Origin of the sequence: Nitratidesulfovibrio sp. 1201_IL3209 (assembly GCF_036763125.1) — a bacterium.
Lineage (GTDB): Bacteria > Desulfobacterota > Desulfovibrionia > Desulfovibrionales > Desulfovibrionaceae > Cupidesulfovibrio.
Map to the genome: position 1 here is coordinate 45,359 of NZ_JBAIYT010000024.1, position 22,490 is coordinate 67,848.

The 22,490-nt window shown below is 70.8% G+C and carries 23 protein-coding genes and 1 pseudogene; 17 read left to right on the forward strand and 7 right to left on the reverse strand.

The window, feature by feature from the left end; genetic code table 11:
• Together V6B97_RS11795 and V6B97_RS11800 are read right to left on the reverse strand one after the other, a co-directional pair.
• Nucleotides 1-1,377 (reverse strand): iron-sulfur cluster carrier protein MrpORP, encoded by a 1,377-nt coding sequence (locus V6B97_RS11795; protein ID WP_333506711.1) that lies wholly within the window; start codon nt 1,375-1,377, stop codon nt 1-3.
• A 2-nt stretch (nt 1,378-1,379) separates the two neighbouring features.
• A complete protein-coding gene (locus V6B97_RS11800) occupies nt 1,380-1,778 on the reverse strand; it encodes a NifB/NifX family molybdenum-iron cluster-binding protein (RefSeq protein ID WP_333506712.1) in 399 nt (132 codons plus the stop codon).
• A 116-nt stretch (nt 1,779-1,894) separates the two neighbouring features.
• On the opposite strand from V6B97_RS11800, the gene V6B97_RS11805 reads away from it, so the two are divergent.
• On the forward strand, nt 1,895-2,188 hold the full coding sequence (locus tag V6B97_RS11805) for a hypothetical protein (RefSeq protein WP_333506713.1): 294 nt from the start codon (nt 1,895-1,897) through the stop codon (nt 2,186-2,188).
• Between the two features lie 282 nt (nt 2,189-2,470).
• Here V6B97_RS11805 and V6B97_RS11810 read toward each other — a convergent pair whose 3' ends face one another.
• Nucleotides 2,471-3,832, reverse strand: coding sequence for a sigma-54 interaction domain-containing protein (locus V6B97_RS11810; protein ID WP_333506714.1), 1,362 nt, complete (start codon nt 3,830-3,832; stop codon nt 2,471-2,473).
• A 231-nt stretch (nt 3,833-4,063) separates the two neighbouring features.
• On the opposite strand from V6B97_RS11810, the gene V6B97_RS11815 reads away from it, so the two are divergent.
• The 4 genes from V6B97_RS11815 (at nt 4,064) to V6B97_RS11830 (ending at nt 7,183) form a co-directional block, all read left to right on the forward strand.
• Nucleotides 4,064-4,444, forward strand: a complete 381-nt coding sequence (locus V6B97_RS11815) for a DUF5320 domain-containing protein (protein WP_333506715.1) — start codon at nt 4,064-4,066, stop codon at nt 4,442-4,444.
• Between the two features lie 82 nt (nt 4,445-4,526).
• Nucleotides 4,527-5,669 (forward strand): ATP-binding protein, encoded by a 1,143-nt coding sequence (locus V6B97_RS11820; protein ID WP_333506716.1) that lies wholly within the window; start codon nt 4,527-4,529, stop codon nt 5,667-5,669.
• Complete coding sequence (locus V6B97_RS11825; RefSeq protein WP_333506717.1) at nt 5,657-6,583, forward strand: ATP-binding protein; 927 nt, start codon at nt 5,657-5,659, stop codon at nt 6,581-6,583. Before V6B97_RS11820 ends, V6B97_RS11825 begins: the two co-directional genes overlap by 13 nt.
• Before the next feature lie 333 nt (nt 6,584-6,916).
• Nucleotides 6,917-7,183, forward strand: coding sequence for a hypothetical protein (locus V6B97_RS11830; RefSeq protein WP_333506718.1), 267 nt, complete (start codon nt 6,917-6,919; stop codon nt 7,181-7,183).
• A gap of 93 nt (nt 7,184-7,276) precedes the next feature.
• Here the strand turns inward: V6B97_RS11830 and selB are convergent, their stop codons facing one another.
• Nucleotides 7,277-9,235, reverse strand: a complete 1,959-nt coding sequence (gene selB, locus V6B97_RS11835) for a selenocysteine-specific translation elongation factor (RefSeq protein WP_333506719.1) — start codon at nt 9,233-9,235, stop codon at nt 7,277-7,279.
• Nucleotides 9,236-9,592: 357 nt separating this feature from the next.
• Between selB and V6B97_RS11840 the strand changes: the two genes are divergently transcribed.
• A complete protein-coding gene (locus tag V6B97_RS11840) occupies nt 9,593-9,997 on the forward strand; it encodes a secondary thiamine-phosphate synthase enzyme YjbQ (protein ID WP_333506720.1) in 405 nt (134 codons plus the stop codon).
• An 18-nt stretch (nt 9,998-10,015) separates the two neighbouring features.
• Here V6B97_RS11840 and V6B97_RS11845 read toward each other — a convergent pair whose 3' ends face one another.
• On the reverse strand, nt 10,016-11,008 hold the full coding sequence (locus V6B97_RS11845) for an NAD(P)H-dependent glycerol-3-phosphate dehydrogenase (RefSeq protein WP_333506733.1): 993 nt from the start codon (nt 11,006-11,008) through the stop codon (nt 10,016-10,018).
• Between the two features lie 252 nt (nt 11,009-11,260).
• Here V6B97_RS11845 and ahbB point away from each other — a divergent pair, with 252 nt between their 5' ends.
• From ahbB to V6B97_RS11885, 8 genes are all read left to right on the forward strand, one after another.
• Nucleotides 11,261-11,773 (forward strand): siroheme decarboxylase subunit beta, encoded by a 513-nt coding sequence (gene ahbB / locus V6B97_RS11850; RefSeq protein ID WP_333506721.1) that lies wholly within the window; start codon nt 11,261-11,263, stop codon nt 11,771-11,773.
• Nucleotides 11,774-11,972: 199 nt separating this feature from the next.
• Nucleotides 11,973-13,250, forward strand: a complete 1,278-nt coding sequence (gene hemL / locus V6B97_RS11855; RefSeq protein ID WP_333506722.1) for a glutamate-1-semialdehyde 2,1-aminomutase — start codon at nt 11,973-11,975, stop codon at nt 13,248-13,250.
• Between the two features lie 107 nt (nt 13,251-13,357).
• Entirely contained in the window at nt 13,358-14,554 is a 1,197-nt protein-coding gene (locus V6B97_RS11860; protein WP_333506723.1) for a cobalt-precorrin 5A hydrolase, read from the forward strand.
• Nucleotides 14,551-15,342, forward strand: a complete 792-nt coding sequence (gene cobJ / locus V6B97_RS11865; RefSeq protein WP_333506724.1) for a precorrin-3B C(17)-methyltransferase — start codon at nt 14,551-14,553, stop codon at nt 15,340-15,342. The genes V6B97_RS11860 and cobJ overlap by 4 nt, the downstream gene beginning before the upstream one ends.
• Before the next feature lie 312 nt (nt 15,343-15,654).
• Nucleotides 15,655-16,047 carry a cytochrome c3 family protein gene (locus V6B97_RS11870; RefSeq protein WP_333506725.1) on the forward strand — a complete coding sequence of 131 codons (393 nt, stop codon included), beginning with the start codon at nt 15,655-15,657 and terminating at the stop codon, nt 16,045-16,047.
• A gap of 314 nt (nt 16,048-16,361) precedes the next feature.
• Nucleotides 16,362-17,963 (forward strand): hypothetical protein, encoded by a 1,602-nt coding sequence (locus V6B97_RS11875; protein ID WP_333506726.1) that lies wholly within the window; start codon nt 16,362-16,364, stop codon nt 17,961-17,963.
• 558 nt (nt 17,964-18,521) lie between these two features.
• Nucleotides 18,522-18,728: a hypothetical protein gene (locus tag V6B97_RS11880; RefSeq protein WP_333506727.1), complete on the forward strand. Its 207-nt coding sequence runs from the start codon at nt 18,522-18,524 to the stop codon at nt 18,726-18,728.
• 6 nt (nt 18,729-18,734) lie between these two features.
• Nucleotides 18,735-19,754 (forward strand): ubiquinone/menaquinone biosynthesis methyltransferase, encoded by a 1,020-nt coding sequence (locus V6B97_RS11885; protein WP_333506728.1) that lies wholly within the window; start codon nt 18,735-18,737, stop codon nt 19,752-19,754.
• A 141-nt stretch (nt 19,755-19,895) separates the two neighbouring features.
• Here the strand turns inward: V6B97_RS11885 and V6B97_RS11890 are convergent, their stop codons facing one another.
• Nucleotides 19,896-20,102: a DUF2065 domain-containing protein gene (locus V6B97_RS11890; RefSeq protein ID WP_333506729.1), complete on the reverse strand. Its 207-nt coding sequence runs from the start codon at nt 20,100-20,102 to the stop codon at nt 19,896-19,898.
• Between the two features lie 177 nt (nt 20,103-20,279).
• On the opposite strand from V6B97_RS11890, the gene V6B97_RS11895 reads away from it, so the two are divergent.
• Genes V6B97_RS11895 through V6B97_RS11905 form a run of 3 tightly spaced genes read left to right on the forward strand, consistent with a single transcriptional unit; the run spans nt 20,280 to nt 22,059 of the window.
• Nucleotides 20,280-21,596, forward strand: coding sequence for a nucleotide sugar dehydrogenase (locus V6B97_RS11895; protein ID WP_333506730.1), 1,317 nt, complete (start codon nt 20,280-20,282; stop codon nt 21,594-21,596).
• Nucleotides 21,597-21,630: 34 nt separating this feature from the next.
• Nucleotides 21,631-21,873 carry a hypothetical protein gene (locus tag V6B97_RS11900; protein WP_333506731.1) on the forward strand — a complete coding sequence of 81 codons (243 nt, stop codon included), beginning with the start codon at nt 21,631-21,633 and terminating at the stop codon, nt 21,871-21,873.
• Between the two features lie 36 nt (nt 21,874-21,909).
• The gene (locus V6B97_RS11905; protein ID WP_333506732.1) at nt 21,910-22,059 is read left to right on the forward strand and encodes a hypothetical protein; all 150 of its coding nucleotides are present in this window, start codon (nt 21,910-21,912) and stop codon (nt 22,057-22,059) included.
• A gap of 310 nt (nt 22,060-22,369) precedes the next feature.
• Here V6B97_RS11905 and V6B97_RS11910 read toward each other — a convergent pair.
• Nucleotides 22,370-22,490 (reverse strand): annotated as a pseudogene (locus tag V6B97_RS11910) (IS1595 family transposase); the annotation flags it as partial.

Sequence of the window (22,490 nt, forward strand, 5' to 3'; positions counted from 1 at the left end):
CTAATGGTCGCAGGTGTTGGCCCCAAGTTCCAGACGATTCCCGAACCATGCCGCCACGAGGTCGGCCGGGTCGGCGACCGCCGCGCCCACAAGCACTTGCACGCCCTGTTCTTCCAGCAGTTGGCGCGCGCGTGCCCCCATGCCCCCGGCAATGACCAGCCGGGCGCCCGTTTCCGCGATCCACGCGGGCAGCACGCCCGGTTCGTGGGGCGGGGGCGTCAGCAGTTCCCGGTCCTTCACCGTGCCGCTGCCGGGGTCCACGGTCAGCACGGCGAACTGCTCGCAATGCCCGAAATGCTGGCACAGTTTGCCTGCGGCCAGCGGAATGGCGATCTTCATGTCCGATGCTCCTTGCGGCGCAGGGCCGCCGTTGTCGCTGGCCGGGATTGCCGCCACCGCCGGGGTTCCCGGCACGGGCGGGCACACCGCCCCGGCCGCCCGAACCACCGGCAGGAAGGCCCGAACCACCGGGTGTTCCGGTTCCTGCCCGGCGACCGGATCCGCGTCCAGCAGGCTGCGCCCGGCATCACCGGCGCTGGTCAGGTCGGGGTGCAGGGGAATGCTGCCCAGGAACGGCACTCCCGCCTCGTGCGCCAGTTGTTCTCCGCCCCCGGCGGGAAACAGCGGAGTCGGTTCGCCGCAGCGGGGACACACGTAGCCGCCCATGTTCTCGACGATGCCCAGGATGGGGTTGCCGATCTGGCGGCAGAAGCCCACGGATCGCCGCACGTCGTCCACGGCCACGCCCTGCGGCGTGGTGACGATGACCGCGTGCGCCTCCGGCCCCAGCAGTTGCAGCACCGAAAGCGGCTCGTCGCCGGTGCCGGGCGGGCAGTCCACCACCAGCACGTCCAGGTCGCCCCAGCGCACGTCGACCAGGAACTGCCGCACCAGGCCCATCTTCACCGGGCCGCGCCAGACCACCGGCACTTCCGGGTCGGGCAGGAAAAAGCCCAGCGACATCACCCGCAGGTTCGGCCCCGCGCTCACCGGGGCCATCCAGCCTTCTCCCGCCACGGGCCGGGCCCTGCCAAGCCCCAGCATGCGCGGCACGCTGGGGCCGTGCACGTCCACGTCCAGCAGCCCCACGGTGCGCCCGGTGCGCGCAAGCCCCACGGCCAGGTTCACGGCCACGGTGCTCTTGCCCACGCCGCCCTTGCCGCTCAGCACCACCAGTTTGGCGCCCACCCGCCCGGCCATGCGCACCGGGGTTTCCGTGCCGTCGCCCGGCCCGTTCGCGTCCTGCCCGGCATGTTCACCCTGACCGCCGCAGCCCGATCCGGTGCAGCCGCCGGTGGCCTCCACGTGCTTCTCGCCGCCGCAACCCGCCCCGCCGCAGCCGCAGCGGGGTTCCTCTTCGTGCATGTCCGTACCCATGGCTACCAGTGCCCCTCCCTGTCCGGCTCCGTCGCCGGGGCCAGGCCGCCGTCCGCCAGGGCGCGCAGGGCCTGGCGCACGGTGGCGTGCGACGAAAGATAGACGGCGATGCCGCCCCGCCGCAGCGCCGTGTACGCCTTGGGCCCCACGTGGCCGGTGATCACGGCCTCGGCCCCGGCGTCGGCGGCGGCCTGCGCGGCCTGGATGCCCGCGCCCTGCGCCAGCGACATGTTGGAGGCCGTATCCAGCCTGCGCACCGCCCCCGTGGCCGTATCGCACAGCAGATAGCCTTGCGCCCGCCCGAAGCGCGGGTCCAGGCGGGCGTCGAGAAGGGCGTCGCCCCCGCCCGCGCTGGGCGGGGCACCCGGCATGTCATCCTGCACGGTGATGAGAACCTGCATGGGATCATTCTCCTGTGTTGCGACGCCGCCGCCGAAAGCAGGCTGCGTCCGTTGCGTTACACGGGCCGCCGCGCCGCGCCTCGTTTCCCCTTCCCCGAAACGGCCGGCATCCGGGCATGGCAAGCGCGTCCGGCCTGCCCCCGGCAAGGGCGGAAAGCACGTCCGCCTCGCTGCCCGAAAGCCACGGCAGGACGACGATTCCGGCCATCTCCACGGCGTTCCGCCAGCAGGGGCGGATACCCCCGCACACCAACAGGGAAACCCCATGGCGCGACAGAACGTCGATGAGCGGCGCGGAACCGCCATCCGGCACGGGGAGGACGGTCCGTTCCGCCGGAACGCCGCCGGACATGCGCACGCAGCGCAGTTCGGCGGCCGTTTCCAGCAGCGTGGCAAGGCGATCCTCGTAGCAGGCAAGGCAGACATGGGCATTCATGGTGTCCCCACGGCGCGGCGGCCGCGCCCCCATCAAGCATGCATGATGCCATCCGGAAACACGCCGTCATCACGGCATGTTGCATGTGCGTGACGCCTGTGGCGTCCCGGAGAGCCCTCCGATACGGACGCGAAACGCGCCCAAAACAAAAAATGGGCGCAAAATACGCCCATCTTTCCTCTGGCGGCGACACCGCCGCAGCCCGTGACCCGTCTTGCCGCGCCGTCAGGCCCGCCTCCCGTCCACGCCGGGCGGCTCAGCCCGCCCCGCCGCCCTTCAGGATGCGCCGCAGGGTATCCTTGGAAATGTCCAGTTCGCGGCAGGCCGCCATGACCCGTCCGCCATGCCGCCGCAGGGCCTCGCGCGCAGCGGCCAGCTTGGCGGCGGCCATGGTGCGCGGCCCGGCGGGAACCGCCGCTACGGTCCCGCCCGCCGCTGGCGCGGACCCGGCCGACGGCGCCTGCGCGCCCAGCAGGTATTCCGGCAGGTGTTCCAACTGGATGAACCCGCGCGGGCACAGGATGAACGCATACTCGACGATGTTCTCCAGTTCGCGCACGTTGCCGGGAAAGGGATAGCGCAGCAACAGGTGCAGCACGTCCTCGGACACGCCCTCGATATCCTTGCCGCTCAGCAGGTTGCGCTGCGACACGAAGTGTTCGAGCAGCAGGGGGATGTCCTCCGGCCGCTCGCGCAGGGCGGGCAGGCGCAGCATGACCACGTTGAGCCGGTAGTACAGGTCGCTGCGGAAGGCCCCCGTGCCCGCCATGCGTTCCAGGTCGCGGTTGGTGGCGGCGATGACCCGCGCGGGCGCGGCCTGGGGCCGCACCCCGCCCAACGGCTCGTACACCTTCTCCTGCAACACCCGCAAAATCTTCACCTGCAACGGCAGCGGCATGTCGCCTATCTCGTCGAGGAAGATGGTGCCGTCGTCCACCAGGGCGAAGCGCCCCGGCTTGTCGCGCCGCGCGTCGGTGAACGCCCCGGCCTTGTAGCCGAACAGTTCCGATTCCAGCAGGTGTTCCGGCAGGGCCCCGCAGTTCACCCCCACGAAGGGCCTGCCCCGCCGGGGGCCGAGGTTGTGGATGGCGCGGGCGAACAGTTCCTTGCCGGTGCCCGATTCGCCCAGCACCAGCACGGGCGCGTCGCTGGCCGCCACCTGCGGCAGGATGCCCAGCAGGCGGATCATGGCCGCGCTGCGGGTGACGATGTCCTCCACCGTGTGCTGGCCGTCCAGTTGCTTGCGCATCAGGTGCAGGACGGAAAGGTCGCGGAAGGTCTCCACCCCGCCCATCAGCCTGCCGCGCCGGTCGCGCAGGGGCGCGCCGCTGATGCTCACGGGCACCTTGCGGCCGTCCGGGCGCAGGATGAACACCGAGCGGTTGCCCAACGGCATGTCCTGCTCGATGCACGCCCGCAGCACGCAGGCCCCGTCGCAAATGCTGGAATGGAACACGTCGCGGCAGCGCCTGCCCAGGGCCTCGTGCGGGGGCACCCCGGTGATGGCCGCCGCCGCCCGGTTGAACGAGGTGATGCGCCAGTCGAGGTCCACGGTGAACACGCCGTCGGCCACGCTTTCCATGATGGCTTCGCAGGATATGTCGCGCGGCAGGGCCATGGGGGGCTCCTTTTTCCGGATGCAGTGCGCCGCGTGGCGCGGCATTGTCGGTTGTCGTGTACGCAAGCATTCACGTACCACGTGGGCGCGTTTTGCGCCCGCTTTTTCTCCAGGCGCTTCATGCCCATCATAATAGACCAGTATCATTGACCGTCATGTGCTGGAACGGTTCCTGCTCATCGACAACCGTGGCCGCGTGGTCACGGTTTCACCTGTAATCAGGAGGCGCATATGCCTGGCATGAACGGAACAGGTCCCCTGGGGCAGGGCCCCGGCACCGGACGCGGCATGGGCCGCTGCGGCGCGGCACGGGCACGGCGCGGGTCCGCCGGCCGCCCGTATCCGCCCGTGGCCGAGGACGCGAGCGCGGAGGCTTCCGCCCTTGACGAGTTGGCCGCCAACCTCGGCAACGTCCTCGACACGGCACGGGACGTCATCGACGCCTTGCGGCCGGACAACGGCCGGGGCAACGGGCAAAGGTTCGGCAAGGGCGCCGGACGGGGTACCGGGCAGGGTCGCGGGCAGGGGTTCGGGTCCGGGCGCGGACAGGGGCACGGACGGGGACGCGGACGCGGCCCGGCCGTTCCGCCAGCCACCGGCGACGGCCGATGACGGCCACCGGCAATCCGGCAGGCCGCCCGGGAAACGCCGTCCCCGGCGGCCTGCATGCGCGCGGTACGGCGACGGAGGCCGCATGAAACTGGCCATTGCCAGCGGCAAGGGGGGCACGGGCAAGACCACCGTGGCCGTGAACCTTGCCGCGCTGCTTTCCGCGCGGGGGCACCTTGTGGCGCTTGCCGACTGCGACGTGGAGGAGCCCAACGCGCACCTGTTCCTGCCCGTGGAATGGAAGACGCGCGAGCACTGCACCCTGCCCGTGCCCAAGGTGAACGAAACCCTGTGCCTCGGGGCGACGTGCCGCCGCTGCGTGGATGCCTGCCGCTTCAAGGCGCTGGCGTTCATGGGCGATGCGGTGCTGGACTTTCCGGACCTGTGCCACGGCTGCGGGCTGTGCGCCCTGGTCTGCCCCACGGGCGCCATGACCTCCGCCACGCGCCTGGTGGGCGAGGTGCGCGGCGGCATCGCCCGCATCCGCCCGGCCATGGGCAACGGCATCGACCCGGCGGAAAAGGATCCCGCACGCCCTGGTGCAGCGCCCACCCTGCGCTTTCGCGACGGCGTGCTGCGCATCGGCGAGGCCATGGCCACGCCGCTGATCAAGGCGGTGAAGGATGTCCCCCCTCCGGTCGCGCCTGTTGCGCGGAAAGGGGTGGCGCCGGGGCCGTGCGTCTTCGTCATCCGCGACTGCCCGCCGGGCGTCGCCTGCGCCGCCATCAACGCCGTGCACGACGCCGATCTGCTGTTGCTGGTGGCCGAGCCCTCGCCCTTCGGCCTGCACGACCTGCGCCTGGCCGTGGGCCTTGCGCGGCACCTGCGCCTGCCGCATGCCGTGGTGCTGAATCGGGCCGGAATGGGGACCGGGATGAGCCCGCCCGGCGCAACTCCGGCGGGGGGCGACCCCGTGCGCGACTGGGCCGCGCGCGAAGGCGTGCCCCTGTTCGGCGTCATCCCCTTCAGCCGGGCGGCGGCGGAATGCGGGGCCACCGGCAGCCTGGTGCACGACGCCGCCCCGGAGGTGCGCGCGGCCTACACCCGGCTGGCGGACGCGCTGGTGGTCATGGCCAGGGACACCCGCCGGCCGTGCCGTCCGTGGGAAGGCATGGGGCTGGCCGGATCGGCCGGACTGGCCGGACCGGCCCGACCGGCGGGGTCGGCCGAAGAAACCGGAGAAGCCGGAAGCGCCACTGGCGGGAAGGAGCGGACATGCGGCAGATAGTGGTCATCAGCGGCAAGGGAGGCACGGGCAAGACCAGCGTCACGGCGGCGCTGGCGGCCGTGGCCCGCGAGAACGCCGCCCCGGCGGGGGCCGCGCGGGAAGACGGAGCGCCGCCGCCCGCCCTGGTGCTGGCCGACTGCGACGTGGACGCCTCGGACCTGCACCTGCTGCTGGCGCCCGTGGTGCGCGAACGGCACGACTTTCACAGCGGCGTGCTGGCCCGCATCGACGCCGGCCTCTGCACCCGTTGCGGAGCATGCACCGCGGCATGCCGCTACGGCGCCCTGGACGCGCCCCCATGCGTGACGCGCGAGATGTGCGAGGGCTGCGGCGCCTGCGCCCACGTCTGTCCCGAGGGGGCCGTGGCGCTGGACGAACGCCGCTGCGGCGAATGGTACGTCTCCGACACCCGCTGCGGCCCCATGGTGCACGCGGCCCTCGGCATGGGCGAGGAAAATTCCGGCAAACTGGTGAGCACGGTACGCACCCGCGCCCGTGAAATCGCCGAGGTGCTCGGCGCGGACACCGTGCTCATCGATGGCTCGCCGGGGGTGGGCTGCCCGGTCATCGCCTCGCTGGCCGGTGCCGACACGGCCCTGCTGGTGACGGAACCCACCGTCTCGGCCCTGCACGACCTGGAGCGGGTGCACGCCCTGACCCGGCATTTCGGCGTCCGCGCGGCCGTGCTGCTGAACAAGGCGGACATCCACACCGGCATGGCCCGCCACATCGAGGCGTTCTGCGGCGACCACGCGCTGCCCCTGCTCGGCAGCCTGCCCCATTCGCCGGTATTCATGGCCGCCCAGTTCGCCGGGCTTTCCGTGCCGGAATTCGCCCCCCACGCCGAAGGCGCCCTGTTCCGCGAGGCGTGGCGCAGGCTGCGCGCCCTTGCGGACGTGGAAGCCGGGGCGTGACGGGCGGACCGCCGGGCCACGGCGCCCGGCGCACCGCGCCCAGCCCCCTTCCACCGTGCGGAATGGCACAGGGCGGCTGGCGGCCTTCACGTTTTCCGGCCGCTCCCTGTTTTTCGAATCCCCGCGACATGACATGAAAACCTGCGGCACGCGTGCCGGACCACAGGTTTTTCCCTGCCCGCGCATCTCACGCGATTGACAGAAAATGCGTGGCGGCGCTATAGTTATCGTTCCTGTTTTTTAAAGATATCCGTATCCTGCATGCAGGACGGATGGCCCCGCGGGCCGCCGCCAAGGGAAGCCCCGCGGCGGGGACCGGCCATAACGAGGTTCATGATGCACGACGATGTCGAACATCTGCTGAAACACCACCAGGCCGCCATGGAGCGTCACGAACGCGCCATGCACGAGGCCGAGCGCAAGCGCCGCCAGGACGAGGAACGCCTGAACCAGGCCTATGTGGCCCTGCGCCAGCGCCTTGCCGCCCAGCCCGACCCCGACGCCGGGAACGTGGTGCTGCCGCCCCCGCCCGGCATGGCCGGGCCTTCGCAGGGCACCTTCACCGGCCTTCTGGGCAGCCTGCGCGCGCTGCTGTTCTGAGCTTTCGCCGCCGCAAACGAAACGTCACCACCGGGTCCGCCCGATGGTGACGTTCTTTCATGCCCTCTGAAAACGATGTGGACGCTTCGCGGGCTAGCGGCCTCTCAGTTGCCGCTTGTCCCCCACGCGGATGGTCACGCGTTCCTTGTCGAAGTATTCCAGCAGCGGAATCACGTACTTGCGCGAAAGGCCGCCCGACAGTTCCTTGAAGCCCGCCGGGTCCAGGTCGTCGTGGGTGTCGAACCACGCGGCCACGCGGGCCTTCAGGGCCGCCATCACCGGCCCCGGAAAGTACAGTCCGTCCTTCACCTTCACCAGTTCCCCGGCGTCCTGCAACAGCTTGAACACCGCCGCCGCCTCCTTGAATTCCAGCCCCAGCGGGTCCAGCACGTCCTTCACGTTGGGGGGGCTGCTGCCCCCTTCGGCGTAGGCGGCGCGGATCCTGGCGCGCAGCCCTTCCTGGTCCGAGGCCAGCGACACCTTGTGCCCCGGCAGGCGCAGCACGTCGCCCTCGGCCACCAGTTCGCCCGACTTCAGCAGCCGTTCCACGATGAAATGCACCAGCTTGGGATGCAGCCCCCGGCCCCACCCGGCGGACAGCGCGCCCCGCGCCATGCCGGGCTTCAGCGGTTCGCGGGCGTGGAATTCCGCCGCGCGGGCCAGGCACCCCGCCCCCAGGCGGCGCACCGTCTCCGCGTCCACGTAGGCGCGCTCGTCGCGGTCGAAGCAGAACACCTGCCCCTTGGCCCCCAGCGCTTGCAGGGCCTTGTCCAGCCGCTTCGACTCAAGGTTGGTCAGCACGGAAAGCTGGGCGAACCGCGCCCCGGCCGAGCCCGCCAGCCGCAGCAGGGCCAGGGTGGCCGCCTCGGGCGTTCCGCCGTCGCCCGCGTCACGGGTGTCCTGGGCGCCGGGCACGTCGGGCAGGCCATCCAGCAGGGCCAGCCTGGCAGCGAATTCCGGATCGCGGCGGCGCAGGTCCAGCCCCAGCGGGTGCAGCACCGGGCCGCCCGCCACCGTGCGCAGCGGCGAGAACGAGCGCACCACGCAGCGGTCGCCCGCCACGCCCACCATGGGCTCGGTGAAGCGCACCTCGCACAGGGCGGTTTCGCCGGGGGCCAGCTTGTCCCGATCGGGGAAGTACAGCCGCGCCAGCACCTCGCGCGCGCCGTGGTGAAAGTGCACCTCGGTGCGGTTTTTCAGCGGGGTGGGCGCGGACGACAGGCAGGTCAGCCGGGTCATCCAGCGCATGGACGGAAACAGCGTGCCGGGATGGGCCAGCACGTCGCCGCGCTGCACCTCCTCCACGTCCAGCCCCTGCACGTTGACGGCGGTGCGCCGCCCGGCCGGGGCCACGTCCACCGGGCCGCCGTGGCTTTGCAGGCCGCGCACCCTGGTCAGCGTGCCGCCGGGGTACAGCAACACCTCGTCGCCCACCTTCACGCTGCCGGACACCATGGTGCCGGTGACCACCGTGCCGTGCCCCTTCATGGTGAACACGCGGTCCACGGGCAGGCGGAACAGGTCGCTGCGGCGCACCGGGCGCAGTTCGCGCTCCAGCGTCACCAGGTGTTCACGCAGCGCGTCCAGCCCCTGGCCCGTGGCCGACGACACCGGAAAGATGGGCGCGCCCTCAAGGAAGGTTCCGGCCAGGAACCCGGCCACGTCCTCGCGCGCCAGTTCCAGCCATTCCGGGTCCACCATGTCCACCTTGGTCAGGGCCACCAGCCCGTGCCGGATGCCCAGCAGCGAGCAGATTTCCAGGTGTTCGCGGGTCTGGGGCATCACCCCCTCGTCCGCCGCGATGACCAGCATGACGAAGTCGATGCCCGATGCCCCGGCCACCATGTTCTTGACGAAGCGCTCGTGCCCCGGCACGTCCACGATGCCCATCCGGCCGCCGCCCGGCAGATCGACGAACGCGAAGCCGAGCTCGATGGTGATGCCCCGGCGCTTTTCCTCTTCCAGCCGGTCGCAGTCGATGCCGGTCAGCGCGCGGACCAGCGAGGTCTTGCCGTGGTCGATATGTCCTGCGGTGCCCATGACGACAGGCATGCGTGTACTCCTGAATGGTATGCCCCGGCGGAAAGCATGTTGCACGCCTCCGGCGGGGAGCGTTCTTTTTCGCCTCCGGCGGGCAAGGGGCTTCGCCCCCTGCACCCCCTTCAATGGTCCTTACGAAGCAAGCACGAGGACCGCATGGGAGCGGCAAGGGCGCGAGCCGACAAAGACGGGCAGACAACCCGGCATGAACGGCGCTTGCCTCGCATCGTCATGCGGTTGTAGGCAAAAAACAGCACGGGCTCAAGATGGCCGGGCGGCAATACCCATCGCAACACGCCGCCCGAACTGAAAAAATGATGAAAACGCACCCGTCCTGAACCTGCACGGCGCACCCCCCAAGGAGCACCCATGGAAACGCTGTCCCTGCGCACCACCGCGCGCGAACAATTGCTGGACGTGACCGAAGAACTTCAGGAACTGGTGGCCCGCAAGGGCTGGACCCACGGCGCGCTGGTGCTGTTCTGCCCGCACACCACCGGCGCGGTGACCGTGAACGAGGCCGCCGACCCCGACGTTGCCCGCGACATCGCCGTGAACATGGGAACCCTCGTTCCAAGACGCGGCGACTACCGCCACGCCGAAGGCAACAGCGACGCACACATCAAGACCAGCCTGTTCGGGCCGTCGCTGCTGCTCATCGTGGACGGCGGGCGGGTGCGCCTGGGCACGTGGCAGGGGGTGTACTTCTGCGAATTCGACGGCCCGCGCGACCGCAGGCTGTGGGTGCAGTGGCTGCCGGGGCAGCCGGAGTAGCCAACGCAGCCGGACGGCTCACTCTTCCTTGAGTTCCCGCGTCATCAGCTCGCGCACCGCGTCGTGCGGGTTCGCCCCGTCGTGCAGCACGCTGTACATGGCCTCGGTGATGGGCATGTCCACGCCCATGGCGGCCGCCAGGTCGTGCACGGCCTCGGTGGTCTTCACCCCTTCGGCCACCATGCGCATCTCGGCCACGATGTCCGCCAGCGCGCGCCCCTCGGCCAGGCGCAGGCCCACCTGCCGGTTGCGCGAAAGGTCGCCGGTGCAGGTCAGCACCAGGTCGCCAAGGCCGGAAAGCCCCATGAAGGTGGACGCCCGCGCGCCCAGCGCCACGCCCAGCCGCGACATTTCCGCCAACCCGCGCGTGATCAGCCCGGCCCGCGCGTTGCTGCCGAAGCCGAGCCCGTCGGACAGCCCGGCGGCGATGGCGATGACGTTCTTCACCGCGCCGCCAAGCTCCACCCCGAGCACGTCGGTGCTGGAATAGGTGCGGAAGCCGGGGGTGGAAAACACCTCGCGCAGCCGCGCGCCAAGTTCCGCGTCCATGCAGCCCAGCACCACGGCCGTGGGCAGGTTGCGCACCACCTCCGCCGCGAAGGACGGCCCGGACAGCACCGCATAGCGCGGGTCCAGCCCTTCCAGTTCCTCCGCCACCATCTCGGCTATGGTGCGCATGGAACCGGTCTCCACGCCCTTGCTGGCGCTGACCAACACCACCTCGCGCGGCAGCAAGGGCCGCAGCCCGCGCAGCACCCCGCGCACCTGCTGGCAAGGCACCACGGACAGCACCACGTCCGCGCCCTCCAGCGCGTCTCCCGCCGCCACGTGCGCCCGCACGCCGGGATGCAGGGCCAGCCCGGCCAGATAGCGCGGGTTCTCGTGCCGGGTGTTGACGGCCCGCGCCACCTCGGCGTCGCGCAGCAGCAGGCGCGCGTCGTAACCCTTGCCCGCCAGCAGGTGGGCCAGGGCCGTGCCCCAGCTGCCCCCCCCGATGATGGCGATGCGCATGGCGTCACTGGTCATGTCGTGTACTCCGTGGCCGGATGCGGCGCGTGGTGTGTCAATGGTGCGAAAGGATATGGCAAAGCGCGGTTCGCTTCAAGGCGGCGTTCCCTTGTCCCCGGACGCCTCCGCCTTCCGTCCGGCCCCACCCCGTCTGGCTCACCCGTCCGGCTCCCATCCGGCCCCGCCTGCGGGTTGCGTCGTCCGGAGGGACGGGGTATCAGCGTGTGTCGAACCGCAACCGAACGAGGACTCCCCATGAGCCGTCCCGACGACACCGCGCCCCCAACATCTCCCCGGTTCACCGAAACCGAGCGCCGCATCCTGGCCATCGTGCAGAAGAACCTGCCCGACAGCGCCACCCCGTACGCCGACATCGCCGCCGCCGTGGGCACCGACGAAGCCGCCGTGCTCGCCCTGTTGCGCCGCATGAAGGAAGACGGCGCCATCCGCCGCTTCGGCGCCAGCATCAAGCATCAGCGCGCCGGATGGACCCACAACGCCATGGTGGCCTGGCGCGTCACGGAACAGCAGGCCGAAGAGGCGGGCAAGCAGGCCGCCGAGCACCCGCTGATCTCGCACGTGTACTACCGGCCCTCGTCCGCCCCGGACTGGCCCTACGAACTGTACACCATGATCCACGGCCGCCATGAAACGGAACACATGGACGTCATCGAACAGCTGCGCCGCGAAACCGTGCTCGACGACTACGCCGTGCTCGAATCGCTGCGCGAACTGAAGAAGACCTCCATGGTCTATTTCCCGGACTAGGCGAAACGCCGCCATTTTTTCCCGCCTCCGGCGGGCAGGGGCTGCGCCCGCGCGACGACCGCAGGCCGCCACCGCGTGGCCCATAGTCACCCGGATTCGTCCGGATTCGCCCGGATTCACCCGGACCCGCCAACGCCGAAACATGCCCGCCCCGCGCGGGTTTCCTCCGGAACCTCACGCACGCCACGGAGAACGCAGCATGGCCCACCGCTCCAAGGAACTTTTCGAACGCGCCCAGCAACTCATCCCCGGCGGGGTCAACAGTCCCGTGCGCGCCTGCCTGGGCGTGGACAGCGACCCCCTGTTCGTGGCCCACGCCAAGGGCAGCAGCCTGACCACCGTGGACGGCGTCACCTTCATCGACTACGTGCAGTCCTGGGGCCCCATGCTGCTCGGCCACGCCCACCCCGTGGTGGCCGCCGCCATCCACGCCGCCGTGGACCGGGGCACCAGCTACGGCGCCCCCTGCCTGGACGAGGTGATCCTGGCCGAAGCCGTCATCGACGCCCTGCCCGGCGTGGAAATGGTGCGCATGGTCAATTCGGGGACAGAGGCCACCATGAGCGCCCTGCGCCTTGCGCGCGGCGTCACCGGCCGCAACAAGGTGGTCAAGTTCGTGGGCTGCTACCACGGCCATGCCGACGCCTTCCTGGCCAGCGCGGGCTCCGGCGTGGCCACCCTGTCCATCCCCGGCACCCCCGGCGTGCCCGAGGCCACGGTGCGCGACACCCTGCTGGCCCCCTACAACGACCTGGCCGCCGTCACCGACCTGATCACCCTGCACGGCAAGGACGTCGCCGCCGTCATCGTGGAGCCGGTGGCGGGCAACATGGGCCTGGTGCCGCCCGCGGAGGGCTTCCTGCAAGGGCTGCGCGACCTGTGTACGGAACACGGCGCGCTGCTGATCTTCGACGAGGTGATTACCGGCTTTCGCATGAACTACGGCGGGGCGCAGAAACGTTTCGGCATCACGCCCGACCTGACCACCCTCGGCAAGATCATCGGCGGCGGCCTGCCCGTGGGCGCCTATGGCGGCCGGGCCGACCTGATGCGCCGCATCGCCCCCTGCGGCGAGGTGTACCAGGCGGGCACCCTGTCCGGTAACCCGCTGGCCATGGCGGCGGGCATCGCCACCCTGGCCGAACTGAAGAAGTCCGACTACGACGCGCTGGAGGCCCGCGTGGCCGCCATGGCTGGGGAATTGCAAACGATTCTCGCGGCCAAGGGCGTGCCCGTGCGGGTGAACACCCTGGCCTCCATGTTCACGGTGTTCTTCACCGACCAGCCGGTGACCGACTTCGCCAGCGCCAAGACCGCCAACGCGGCCCTGTACACCAGCTACTACAAGCAGATGCGCGACAAGGGCATCTACCTCGCGCCGTCGCCCTTCGAGGCGGCCATGGTCTCGTTCGCCCATACCGACGCGGACCTCGCCGCGCTGCTGGACGCCGCCAGGGCCATCACCCTGAAGATCTAACGCCGCACGCGCCGCCACATCGACCGGTCACGGGGGCGGATGCCGCAGCACGGCCCCGCCCCCGTTCGCGTTGCAAGTCCGGCCGGACGACGCACCCCAACCCCGTCATGACCGCCATGCCCCACACGCCCCCCCACGCTTCCGCGCGGCCCCTGGCCGTGTACGCGCTGACCCCCGGCGGGGCGGCGCTGGCGCGACGCATCGCACAGGCATTGGGCGGCGTGGTGTACCTGCCGGACCGGCTGTGCGCGGCGGGCGCGCAGCCGTTCGCCTCGCTGGCGGAACTGGTGGCGCGCACCTTCCGCCTGCATCCCGGCCACGTCTTCGTGGCGGCCACGGGCATCGTGGTGCGCTGCATCGCCCCGCACATCACCACCAAGACGGACGACCCCTGCGTGGTGGTCTGCGACCAGCGCGGGGCGCACGCCATCAGCCTGCTGTCCGGGCACCTCGGCGGCGGCAACGACCTGGCCCGGCGGGTGGCCGCCGTCACCGGCGGAGTGCCGGTGATCACCACCGCCACGGACACCGAGGGCTTGCCATCGTTCGACCTGCTGGCCGCGCGGGCCGGGCTGGCCATGGCCGACATCACCATGGTCCGCTACGTCAACGGCGCGCTGCTGGCCGGGGAAACGGTGTGGGTCTGCGACCCCGAAGACCGGCTGGGGCTGCGCGCCACCGGCCCCGTTCCCGGCATCGCCGCGCCCCCCCGGCCCTCGCCCCCCCAGCTCTCGTCCCCCCACAGTTCAGCAAGGTTCCGCTTCGTGGACGCCCCCGGCGACCTGCCGTCCGAGGCCCCCTCGGTGCTGGTCACCCCGCATGACCACCTGGCCGCGCCGCGCCGCCTCGTCCTGCACGCGCGCGTGCTGCACGTTGGGGTGGGCTGCAAACGGGGAATCGACGGCGCCGTCATCGAAGCCCGCATCCGCGAGGCGTTGTCCGACGCCCACCTTGCCCCGGCCTCCATCGCCGCGCTGGCCTCGGCGGACCTGAAAGCCGACGAGCCGGGCCTGCGCCGGGCCGCCGCCGCGCTGAACGCGGACCTGCACTTTTTCGACGCGGCCGGCCTGGCCGCCGTTCCCGTGCCGCATCCTTCCCCCAAGGCCGCCGAAGTGCTGGGCGTGGCCCGCGTGGGTGTGGCCGAGGCCGCCGCCCTGCTGTCCGCCCGGCACGCCCGCGCGGACGCTGCCCTGCTGGTCCCCAAGTCGGCCGGGCAGGGCGTCACCGTGGCCGTGGCCGCCCCGGTGGACACGTCCGGCCCGCCCCCTTCCCCGCACTCCACGGCAAGCGAGACCACACCATGACCATCGCCCCCTTGCGCGTCGTCGGGCTGGGCCCCGGCGACGCCGCCCTGCTCACCCCGCAGGCCCGCGCCGCCATTGCCGGTTCCGACTGCATCGTCGGCTACACCCTGTACGTGGAACTGGTGCCCGCGGAGTTGCGCCACGGCCGCGAGGTGCTGGCCACCGGCATGATGGCCGAGATGGACCGCTGCAACGCCGCCATCGACGCCGCGCTGGCGGGCCGCGCCACCTGCGTGGTCTGCTCCGGCGACCCCGGCGTGTACGCCATGGCCGGTCTGGTCTTCGAACTGCTGGACCAGCGCGGCCTGGCCCGTCTCGCCCACGCGGTGGAGGTGGTGCCCGGCGTGCCCGCCCTGTGCGGGGCCGCCGCCCTGCTGGGCGCACCGCTGATGCACGACTTCGCCTCGGTGAGCCTGAGCGACCTGCTCACCCCGTGGCCGGTCATCGAACGCCGCCTGGAAGCGGCCTTGGGCGCGGACTTCGTGGTGGTCATCTACAACCCGCGCTCGCGCCGCCGGGCCGATCATCTGGAAAAGGCCCTGGCCATGGCCGCCCTCCACCGTGGGCCGGACACCCCCATCGGTCTGGTGCGTCAGGCCTACCGGCCCGGCCAGCAGGTGTCGGTCACGCCGCTGGCCGCCTTCGACCCGGCCGACGTGGACATGCTGTCCATCGTGATCATCGGCAACGGAACCACCACCATGGTGGGCGGGCGCATGGTCACCCCGCGCGGGTACATGGACAAGTACGCCCCCAACGGCACGCGCAGGCAGGGCCGCGGCGAATAAGCGCGCGCGGGGCGCCACGGCGACCGGCAACGTGGCGACCGATAGCCCGGCCCGCCCGCGCCCGGAGCCTGCCGTGAAGACCGGAACGCCTGCCCCGCCCGGCGTCGCGGACGGTCGCCGTGAATTCTAATGGACAACCGCTCCACCTTGTGCCGCATGGCACGCGCCAGACCCTTCGAATGCGGTGGCGATTTCCCCTAACCCACCAGAGTTCGCCGCATTTTCCCGGCCTGTCTTGACACCGTGGGCGCGACCTACTACCATGGCGCTTGGGAAATCCTTAACATGCCTTGTGAAGGAGGTATTTCTGCGATGAAGAAGATGTTCCTCACTGGCGTGCTCGCGCTGGCCGTCGCCATCGCCATGCCCGCCCTTGCCGCCGCTCCGAAGGCCCCCGCCGACGGTCTGAAGATGGACAAGACCAAGCAGCCCGTGGTCTTCAACCATTCGACCCACCAGACCGTGAAGTGTGGTGAATGTCACCACCCGGTCAACGGCAAGGAAGACTACCAGAAGTGCGCCACCGCCGGTTGCCACGACAGCATGGACAAGAAGGACAAGTCCGCCAGGGGCTACTACCACGCCATCCATGACAAGAACACCAAGTTCAAGACCTGCGTGGGCTGCCACCTTGAAACGGCCGGCGCCGACGCCGCCAAGAAGAAGGAACTGACGGGCTGCAAGGGCTCGAAGTGCCATAGCTAGCACTGCCGTCATTCTCCCGGCTTCGTGGGCCGTCCCTTCGGGGGCGGCCCTTTGCGTTTCCGCGCCGCGCGGATCCGGACGCCCGTCCGGATGCCCCCCGAATGCCGCCGGACGTCCCCCGGACGCTGCCCGAACGCCCGCCGGTATGCCGCCGCCATGTGGCATGCCGCACGCGCTTGCGCCATGCCCGCACCTGTGTGTAGTATTGATGAGTTGAAACACGCAGGGCGCCCCCTGCGCACGCGCGGCCCCTTGCAGGACAGGTGCGCGCGCCGCGCCGCAACCGTTACCGAAGGTTTGCCCAAGGGTCTGTCATGTCTCCCACCGACGATGCCCACCTGACGGCCGACGAGGACATCATCGAGCTTACCGACATCATCGAGAAGGGCAACGCCCCCGAGGGCTCGTCCGACTCCGATGCCGCGAGCTTCGAGAAGGAACTCGAAGACCTGTTCTCCGACGGCGGCGGCCTTGAATCGCTGAAGGGGTTCGATGCCCTGGACGCGGACATCGCGCCCCCGCCCCCTGCCGCGTCTCCCGAACGCCCCGGACCTGGCGCCGACGAGGACGACGCCGGCATGGACGCCGACATCGACGCCCTGCTGAACAGCATCGGCGACCTGCCGGACACCCCGGAGCCCGCCCCGCGTCCCGCGCCCGCTCCGGCGGCGCCTGCCGCCCCCAAGGCTCCCGCCGCCCACACCGACGCAGAGGAGGCTCCCTCCATGTCCGCCAAGCCCGTCTCGTCCACGCCCTCGGCCATCACCGGACGCCCCGTCGATCCGGACGAGGAACTGCGCATGCCCGACATGACCGACGTGGACGCCCTGCTCGGCGACCTCGGCGCTCCCTCCGCCGCCGACCTGACGTCGGGCGGTTCCGGGTCGTCCATGGGCGACGACGACATCGACGACCTCATCGCCGGGCTGGACGCCAAGGCCCCGCCCGTGGCTCCGGCAGCGCCTGCCGCGCCTGTCGCCCCAGTCACACCTGTTGCGCCGCAGAAGCCTGCCGACCTGGTGGACGTGGCCGACCTGGACGCCCTGCTGGAAGACATGCTGGGGCCGGGGTCCAAGGCCGCCGCGCCCGCGCCGGAACCGGCCCCCGAACCTGCCCCCGCACCTGTCTCTGACGCCCCGGCAACACCGGACGAACCGGACCCCTTCGAGGCCGCCCTGGCCGCCAGCGCGGCGCAGCCTTCCGTGGCCCCGCCCGACGAGCCCCCGGCCGACGGCGACCCCTTCGAGGCGGCCCTGGCAGCCGCCGCCACGGCCGCCGCCGTTGCCGCGTCCGAACCACCCCGGCCCGCGCCCAAGCCCGTGCCCAGCCCCGCGCCTGCCGAATCCCCGGCGGGCATGCCCGAAATTTCCGTGGATGCGGCAATGCCCGAAGCGCCCGAACCCGAGGAAGGGGACAGCCCCGCCGGGTATGCCGCGCGCATCGAGGCCCTGGAAGCATCGCTGGCCGGCCTGGCCGAGCGCAACGACGAGGAACGCGCCGCCCGCGAAGCGCTGGAAACGCGCCTGACGGCCATGGAATCGCTGGCCGACGCCGCGCCCGCCCTTTCGCCCGCCCTTTCCGAAGACACGCTGCTCGAACTGCTGGAACCCCTGCTGGCCCGCCCCCTGAGCGAGGACGGCCCGTTCGCCCCGCTGGTGGAACGCGTGCGCGCCGCCCTGGCCGAAGACCTGGAAACGCGCATCGAGGAACGCCTGGCCCCCCTGCGCGAACGCATCGAGGCCATGGACGCGGGCGCCGAATCCGCCCCGCAGGCGGAAGCAATCACCCAGGCCGACCTGGACATGCTGGCCGCCGACCTGCGCGCCACGCTACAGGCCGAGACGGACAAGGCCGCCGCTGCCGCCGCCGCGCGGATCATCCGGGAGGAGATCACCGCGCTGGCCGAGGCGTTGTAGCCGCAGCCCCGCCCCCGCACGGGCAAGACGGCCGGAGCGGGATGCAAGACATGGCGCCATGCATCGGGGCGGGTCCGGGCCATCCGGTCCCGCCCTTTCGCATGCCCGGCAAGGTCCGGAAAGGTCCGGCACCCCGCCCCGATGCCGCGTCCGTCGAGGCCCGGCCGGGGATGACCCCCTGCCGGGCCTCGACGGGCGCGGGCCGCGATGCTATAGACGCCTGAAAAAAGAGGGATGGCTCGCCGGTTATTCCTCTTTCACCCGTCCGGTCTTCGTCCGCTGTGGTCGAGACCATTCCCCCACGGGCGGGTTTTTCCCTTTTCCCGGCGGCGTGGCCGCACCCGGCCCGTGGGCCGGACACCACCGGTGTCATCCGTGTCATCCGGCACAGTTCGGCACAGACCGGCACAGTTCGGCACAGACCCGCGCTGACCCGTGCAATCGGGACAACCGGGCATGGCCCGGCAGCCGGACACGCCGCCAGCGCGCCCCCAACGCGCCGGGCACACCGGGCGCCCGGAATACCGCAGCCAGAGGAACGCACCAAAAGGACCGCACATGGACAAGATTCGCAAGGAAGCCCTGCAGGTGACCAAGGAAATCGTGGTCAAGTTCATCGAAACCCAGCGGGTTTCCCCGGCGAGCCTGGGCGAGGTGTTCCCCTCCATCTACCGCGTGGTGCTGGAATCCATCGCCACCGACGGCGCGCGCGACGGCCAGCCCCCCGTGGTCCCGGCGGCCTCCACGGGCGCGGAGCGGGAGTAGCCGCGCATGGACTGCACCGCCGCCTGCCCGAACGCCATCAGCCCAAACGCCATCAGACCGGACGCCGCCACCGGCGGCCCTGACGACGCGGCCCGCACCGCCGACCCGTGCGGGCACGCCCGCAGCGTTTCCGGCATGTTCGGGCGCATCGCCGACTGGTACGACCTGCTGAACCGCGTGCTCAGCGGCGGGCTGGACAGGTACTGGCGCTACCGCCTGGTGCGCCACGTGGCGCCCGGCCCCACCGGCCGCGTGCTGGACCTGGCGGCGGGAACGCTGGACGTCTCGCTGGAGATCGTGCGCCAGCACCCCGGCGCCCGCGTGCCCGCGCTGGATTTCTGCCGCCCCATGCTGCAACGGGGGCGGGGCAAGCTGTCCGGCGAAACCGCGCGCGCCATCTGGCCCGCCACGGCCGACGGCAGACGCCTGCCCCTGGCCGACGCCAGCGTGGACTGCGTGACCATCGCCTTCGGCATCCGCAACATCCTGCCCCGGTCCGAGGCCTTTGCGGAAATCCTGCGGGTGCTGGTGCCCGGCGGGCGGCTGTGCGTGCTGGAATTCGGCACCGGCAAGACCCCGGTGTGGCGCGGGCTGTACAATTTCTACCTGAACCGGGTGCTGCCCATGGTGGGCAGGGCCGTTTCCGGCGACTCCGGGGCCTACCGCTACCTGGCCGACACCATCATGGCCTTTCCCACGGCCGATGAACTGGCCGGGGAAATGGCGGAGGCGGGCTTCGGCCGGGTGTTCCACCTGCCCCTGACCTCGGGCATCGTGCGGCTGCACGTGGCCGAAAAGCCCCGTGCGGCGGAAACCGCACCGGCAGTGGCGGCCCCGACAGGGGACGAACCCGCACCGGCAGGCGCCACCAGGAATAAAACGACGGCAAAGGGGGGCGCTGCGTCCGCCGCACTGGGTACGGAGCAGGGCGCGGCGCAGGGCACCCTTCCTGGCGCGGCCACCCGCGAAACGCCGAAGAAGAAACGCGCCAGCGGCGGCGCCAAGGCGGGAAAGAAGACGCGCTAGACGCGCGGACGGGACTCGATCAGACGGCGGGCCGGGCCGACCGGACGGGAGGTGGACCCGCAGGACATGGCGGGGCAGGATGCGGCGGGATTGGGATGCGGCAGGATGCGGCGGGATTGGGATGCGGCAGGACGGAATGCGTCAGTAAAAAACGCGCCGGGCCAGCCAGACCACCAGCACCCCCACGCACATGGCCGCGAACCCCATGGCCCGCAGCATGGCCGGGGGCTGGTCGGACAGCGACCGCAGCACGGGGCGCATCCGTTCGGCGAACAGGACGTAGGGAACGCTTTCGATGACGAAGGCAAGGCCAACGGCGCAGAGCAGGGTATTCCAGTCGATGTGCATGGGGCCTTCTCACATGGGGGCGCGGCCCGTGGCAACCCCCCGCCGCCAACGTATCTTTTGGTCCACGGGAAAACCGGCATGCCCGGTCCGGGCGGACATCCGCATCGGGATGCACCCGGCAACCGGCGACAACCGGCCATGACGACATAACATGAAATATCCAGTAAAATAACCATCATGACCACATTCGATGCCATCTCCCGCCGCAAAATACCCGTGGCCGTCGTGGGTCTGGGCTACGTGGGCCTGCCCCTGGCCGTGGCCCTGGCGCGCCGTTTCGACGTCATCGGCTTCGACATCTCGCAGGGCCGCGTGGACGAACTGACCGCCGGGCACGACCGCACCGGCGAGGTGTCCGACGCGGACCTTGCCGCCACCACCGCCCGCTTCACCTGCGACGGCGCCGCCCTGGCCGCGGCCGGGGTGATCATCGTGGCCGTGCCCACGCCCATCGACAGCCACCGCAACCCCGACCTGACTCCCGTGGAAAGGGCCTCCGCCACCGTGGGCCGCCACATGTCGCGCGGCTGCGTGGTGGTGTACGAGTCCACCGTGTACCCCGGCGTCACCGAGGACATCTGCGTGCCCATCCTGGAGCGCGAATCGGGCCTGACCTTCGGACGCGACTTCACCGTGGGCTACTCGCCGGAACGCATCAACCCCGGCGACAAGGTGCACACCCTGGAGACCATCATGAAGGTGGTCTCGGGCAGCGACGCCCCCACCCTGGACCTGCTGTGCGGCCTGTACGGCAGCGTGGTCTCCGCCGGGGTGCACCGCGCCGCCAGCATCAAGGTGGCCGAGGCCGCCAAGGTCATCGAGAACACCCAGCGCGACCTGAACATCGCGCTGATGAACGAACTTTCGCTGATCTTCGACCGCCTGGGCATCGACACCCTGGAAGTGCTGGAAGCGGCGGGCACCAAGTGGAACTTCCTGCCCTTCCGCCCCGGCCTGGTGGGCGGCCACTGCATCGGCGTGGACCCGTACTACCTCACCTTCAAGGCGGAGGAACTGGGCTACCATCCGCAGGTGATCCTGGCGGGCCGCCGCATCAACGACGGCATGGGCAAGCACGTGGCCGAAACCGCCGTGAAGCAGATGATCAAGGCGGGCTGCCGCGTGGACGGGGCGCGGGTGGGCATCCTGGGGCTGACCTTCAAGGAGGACGTGCCCGACCTGCGCAACACCCGCGTGGTGGACGTGGTGGCCGAACTGCGCGAATACGGGGTGACGGCGCTGGTGCACGACCCGCTGGCCGAAGCCGCCGAGGCGCGCCACGAGTACGGCCTGGACCTCGCCTCGCTGGATGATTTCCGGCAGCTCGACGCGCTGATCCTGGCCGTGGGCCACAGGGCCTACCGCGAACTGCCCCTGTCCGCCATGCGCGAGTGGTTCGCCACGCCCGACCGCGCCCTGCTGCTGGACCTGAAGGGCCTGCACGACGCCGGGGCCGCGGCCCGGGCCGGATTCTTCGCCTACTGGCGGTTGTAACGGGGCCGCGCCCGCCCCAAAGGACTGAACGCCCATGCTCGCCAGCCAACGACGCAAGCGCCTGCCCCCCGCCCCGGACGAGGCCATGCTGCGCGCGGCCATGCGCCGCACCGCCGCAAGGGAGGAGCCGGACGGTGGCCGCCAGGACGGCGATACCGGCCCGGCTGGCCCCACCGGGCCAGCCTGCGCGCTCATGCCGGGCATCCCGCGCGGCACCCTGCTGTGCGAGCTGCCCCCGCGCGACGTGCCCGTGGTGCTGTGCTGGGACGACTGCTGACGGGGCCTGCAGGAAGCGAGTTCGCTTCTGCGGTCCATGCCCTCCGGCGGGCAGCTGCTGCTGGACATCGCGCCCAACCAGATGGGCAGCGCCCGGCACATCGCCCGCATCCGGCAGGCCGACGTGCTGGGCATGCCCTGCGCCACCGCCGAGGGGCATTTGCGGTTGCTCCTCAGGAAACGGTAGGGGCTGATTCCAAATTGTCCTTTCGCCCGTTGGCTGACCGACCCGAAGGGCGCGCAGCGTGCCCGTTACGCGAGCCTGCGAGCGTTACGGGCATCGAGCGCAGAGCGGTCAAACTTCGTCTGCCATGGCGTTGCGGTCCTTATCCGTAAGACTCGCGCTGCGCGCTCGCCTAACGGCTAAGGCTCGGTCAAATACAATAAGAGCGCGCTGCGGTCCTCAGCCGTAAGGCTCGCAAGCTCGCCTAACGGCTGAGGCATACTCCCTCATGGCAGGCTCGTTTTCCTTGCCAACGGACGAAAATCCTAAGGCTCTAGACCATCAGGTCTTTGTTTTTTGCTACCAGCCGTTTCATTTCGGCAATGAGTTGGGGCAGGGGCTTGTTGTAGCGCCATTCACATTCTTTGAGGTGTAATTCGAAGTTCCTCTTCACC

Coding starts and splice junctions, on each gene's coding strand:
- V6B97_RS11830 (WP_333506718.1), top strand. CDS start 6,917: ATGATGCACGACGATGTCGAACATCTGCTGAAACACCACCAGGCCGCC.
- selB (WP_333506719.1), bottom strand. CDS start 9,235: ATGCCTGTCGTCATGGGCACCGCAGGACATATCGACCACGGCAAGACC.
- V6B97_RS11840 (WP_333506720.1), top strand. CDS start 9,593: ATGGAAACGCTGTCCCTGCGCACCACCGCGCGCGAACAATTGCTGGAC.
- V6B97_RS11890 (WP_333506729.1), bottom strand. CDS start 20,102: ATGCACATCGACTGGAATACCCTGCTCTGCGCCGTTGGCCTTGCCTTC.
- ahbB (WP_333506721.1), top strand. CDS start 11,261: ATGAGCCGTCCCGACGACACCGCGCCCCCAACATCTCCCCGGTTCACC.
- V6B97_RS11885 (WP_333506728.1), top strand. CDS start 18,735: ATGGACTGCACCGCCGCCTGCCCGAACGCCATCAGCCCAAACGCCATC.
- hemL (WP_333506722.1), top strand. CDS start 11,973: ATGGCCCACCGCTCCAAGGAACTTTTCGAACGCGCCCAGCAACTCATC.
- V6B97_RS11825 (WP_333506717.1), top strand. CDS start 5,657: ATGCGGCAGATAGTGGTCATCAGCGGCAAGGGAGGCACGGGCAAGACC.
- V6B97_RS11880 (WP_333506727.1), top strand. CDS start 18,522: ATGGACAAGATTCGCAAGGAAGCCCTGCAGGTGACCAAGGAAATCGTG.
- V6B97_RS11845 (WP_333506733.1), bottom strand. CDS start 11,008: ATGCGCATCGCCATCATCGGGGGGGGCAGCTGGGGCACGGCCCTGGCC.
- V6B97_RS11875 (WP_333506726.1), top strand. CDS start 16,362: ATGTCTCCCACCGACGATGCCCACCTGACGGCCGACGAGGACATCATC.
- V6B97_RS11900 (WP_333506731.1), top strand. CDS start 21,631: ATGCTCGCCAGCCAACGACGCAAGCGCCTGCCCCCCGCCCCGGACGAG.
- V6B97_RS11800 (WP_333506712.1), bottom strand. CDS start 1,778: ATGCAGGTTCTCATCACCGTGCAGGATGACATGCCGGGTGCCCCGCCC.
- V6B97_RS11810 (WP_333506714.1), bottom strand. CDS start 3,832: ATGGCCCTGCCGCGCGACATATCCTGCGAAGCCATCATGGAAAGCGTG.
- V6B97_RS11805 (WP_333506713.1), top strand. CDS start 1,895: ATGGCAAGCGCGTCCGGCCTGCCCCCGGCAAGGGCGGAAAGCACGTCC.
- V6B97_RS11870 (WP_333506725.1), top strand. CDS start 15,655: ATGAAGAAGATGTTCCTCACTGGCGTGCTCGCGCTGGCCGTCGCCATC.
- V6B97_RS11815 (WP_333506715.1), top strand. CDS start 4,064: ATGCCTGGCATGAACGGAACAGGTCCCCTGGGGCAGGGCCCCGGCACC.
- V6B97_RS11905 (WP_333506732.1), top strand. CDS start 21,910: ATGCCCTCCGGCGGGCAGCTGCTGCTGGACATCGCGCCCAACCAGATG.
- V6B97_RS11860 (WP_333506723.1), top strand. CDS start 13,358: ATGACCGCCATGCCCCACACGCCCCCCCACGCTTCCGCGCGGCCCCTG.
- V6B97_RS11820 (WP_333506716.1), top strand. CDS start 4,527: ATGAAACTGGCCATTGCCAGCGGCAAGGGGGGCACGGGCAAGACCACC.
- cobJ (WP_333506724.1), top strand. CDS start 14,551: ATGACCATCGCCCCCTTGCGCGTCGTCGGGCTGGGCCCCGGCGACGCC.
- V6B97_RS11795 (WP_333506711.1), bottom strand. CDS start 1,377: ATGGGTACGGACATGCACGAAGAGGAACCCCGCTGCGGCTGCGGCGGG.
- V6B97_RS11895 (WP_333506730.1), top strand. CDS start 20,280: ATGACCACATTCGATGCCATCTCCCGCCGCAAAATACCCGTGGCCGTC.